Genomic DNA, 3,047 nt, shown 5'->3' with positions numbered 1-3,047 from the left:
GGCAGTTCACCCGCCACCCCCTGCCGGACCCGCTCAACGTCGACGGTGTGCTCCGCGGCAGGTTCCACGTAGGCCACCAGCCGCCGGTCCCCCGCGTGCTCGAACACCGACACCGCCGCCCTGCCGACCCCCTCCTGACGCAGCACCGCCGCCTCGACATCAGCGAGCTCGATGCGGTAACCGCGCACCTTGACCTGACCGTCGATCCGACCGAAGAACTCCAGCAGACCATCCTCACGCCACCGAACGAGATCCCCCGTCCGATACATCCGCGCACCCGGATCGCCACCGAAGGGGTCCGGCACAAACCGCTCCGCGGTCAGCCCCGGCCGCCCCGCATAACCACGCGCGACACCCGCCCCACCGACACACAACTCACCCCGCACCCCCGGCGGCACCAACCCACCCCACACATCCACCACATACAGCCACACGTTCGCCGGTGAACGTCCGATGCTGACGGTGTCGCCCTTCACCAGCCGGGTGTACGTGCTCCAGACGGCGCTCTCCGTCGGCCCGTAGAAGTTGAACGCGGCCACACCGTCGAGCTGCGTCAGTTCCTCCCACAGTCCCTCGTCCACGGCCTCGCCGCCCAGTTGCAGCACGACGGGGTGCGAGGAGCCGCCGTCGAACAGGCCCACATCGGTCAACTGACGGACGAGGGAGGGTGTGGTGCTGACGAATCCGATGTCGTGGTCGGTGATGTAGCGGGCCAGCGCCGGGACGTCGAGGCGGGTCTCGTCGTCCACGACGTACACCTCGTTCCCCTCGAACATCCACAGGAAGGCTTCCCAGTGGATGTCGAAGGTCAGGGGCGCCGTCAGAAGGACCCGCGTCCGTTCGGCACGGAACTCCTGGAACGCCTCCTGGTGTGCGTGGAACAGGTTGTGGATGGCGCGATGCGGTACGGTCACGCCCTTGGGCCTGCCGGTCGATCCCGACGTGAACAGCAGATACGCGGCATGCTCCGGCAACAGCGGCGCCAGCCGGTCCGCGTCCGTGAGGTCCTCCTCGCCCACGTTCCCGACAGCGGTCTGACGCAGAACGTCCGCCAGATCCACCCAGTGCGTCCCCTCCGGCCAGGACACCGAGGCCCGCCCGTCACCCAGCACCACCACCGGTGCCGCATCCTCCAGCACCGCCCGCACCCGAGCCGCCGGCAAGTCCTCCCCCACCGGCACATACGCCCCACCCGCCTTCAACACCCCCAGCACAGCCACCACCAACTCCACCGACCGCGACACACCCAACACCACCCGCGCATCCGGCCCCACCCCACGACCCACCAACCACCGCGCCAACCGATTCGCCGCCGCATTCACCGCACCGAACGACAACGACACCCCACCAGCCACCACCGCCACACCCGAAGACGACCGAGCCACCTGTGCCTCGAACAGCTCCGGAACCACACCCGCCGACCCCACACCACTCGAACCCTCGACACCGGCGACACCGGCAAGCCACTCCCGCTCCCCCTCCAACAGCAGTTCCGCGTCACCCACCCGCATCCCCGGGTCCGCCGCCACACACTCCAGGAACCGCACGAACCGATCCGCCAACCCCCGCACCGACCCCTCATCAAACAGATCCAGCCGATAGGCCAAGTGCCCCCGGATCTCCCCCGGTTCTCCGGCCAGGTCACCCGAGGCCAGCAGATGGAGCGACAGGTCGCCCGGCACCAGTGCGTGCGACGTGCCCTCTTCGACGACGGAGAGTCCGGGCAGTCGTACGGCGTCGGGGAGGGAGTGGAGGACCGACAGGAATACCTGGACGAACCCGGTCCGGTCGCCGGACCGGTCGGGGTTGATCTCCCGGATCACCTGCTCGAACGGCACCTCCTGGTGGGTGAGGGCTCCCAGCGTCACCTCTCGGGCCGCCTCCACCGCCTCGGTGAAGGTCATCGCCGCCCGCGTGGGGGTGCGCAGACAGATCGTGTTGATGAAACACCCGACCAGGTCGTCCAGTGACGCGTCGTACCGGCCGGCCACCGGGGTGGCGATCGGAATGTCGTCTCCCACGCCGTGCCTGCCGAGCACTGCGGCCAACGCGGCCTGCATCACCATGAAGAGCGTGGCCCGGCTCCGCGACGCCAGACCCGCCAGCGCCTGATGGACCTGCTCCGGCACGACGAAGTCCACGCCTCCCGCCTCCTGGCGCGGACGAGCCGGGTACGGCCGGTCCACCGGGAGGGGGATTCTCTCCGGCATTCCCTCCAGCGTCCGCTTCCAGTACGCGAGGCCCTGCGCCATCTCCTCGGCGGTGTCGGACGGGTCGAGGAGTGCCGCCTGCCACACCGCGTAGTCGGCGTACTGCACCGGCAGCGGCTCCCAGGGGGCCTGCCGTCCCTCGCACCGTGCCGTGTAGGCCCGCGACAGGTCGTTCATGAGCGGCCCGGACGACAGCTCGTCCGTGGCGATGTGATGGACCGACAGCAGCAGTACGTGCTCGCTGGTCCCGGAGCCGGCGTCGTACTCGTTCTCGTTCTCGTTCGCGTTCTCGTTCTCGTTCTCGTTCTCGTCGTGACCGGCGACGGAGAACAGCCATGCCTTCACCGGCAGTTCGACGGTCAGGTCGAAGGGGGAGCCGACGCACTCCGCGATCCGGTCGGGGATCTCGGGCGCGGGCACCGTCCGGATCTGAAGGGGCGCGAGCCCGGGCGTGGACGGCAGGATCTCCTGGTGGGGCACGCCGTCCCTGTGCGGGTAGCGGGTCCGCAGGATCTCGTGCCGGCCGATCACATCGTCCCACGCCTGCGCCAGCGCGGTCCGGTCCAGCACACCGCTCAGTCTCAGGCAGAGCGGAACGACGTAGCCCCTGGGGTCCACCTGGTTGGCGAACCACATCCGCTGCTGCGCCGAGGACAACGGCAGCGTCCCAGGACGCGGCACGGAGCCCACGCTCTTCCTCGGGCTCCTCCCGTCCGTCGTGGTGGTGGCGAGGAGTTCCGGCGTGGGCCGGTCGAAGAGGTCGGTGACGGTCACGGGCCGGCCGAGCCGTTCGCTCAGCCGGGTGACCAGCCGTACGGCCAGGAGCGAGTGTCCGCC

At 69.5% G+C, this 3,047-nt stretch carries 1 protein-coding gene; it reads right to left on the bottom strand.

Translation table 11 applies throughout. The annotated features are described in order from the left end of the window. A partial coding sequence (locus AB0L71_RS32610) for an amino acid adenylation domain-containing protein (RefSeq protein WP_365250349.1) occupies nt 1-3,047 on the bottom strand: 3,047 nt, incomplete at both ends.

Source organism: Streptomyces sp. NPDC052052 (assembly GCF_040680455.1).
Classification (GTDB): Bacteria; Actinomycetota; Actinomycetes; order Streptomycetales; family Streptomycetaceae; genus Streptomyces.
Note: the sequence above shows the minus strand (reverse complement) of the source record. Positions and strands in the feature narration are given on the sequence as shown.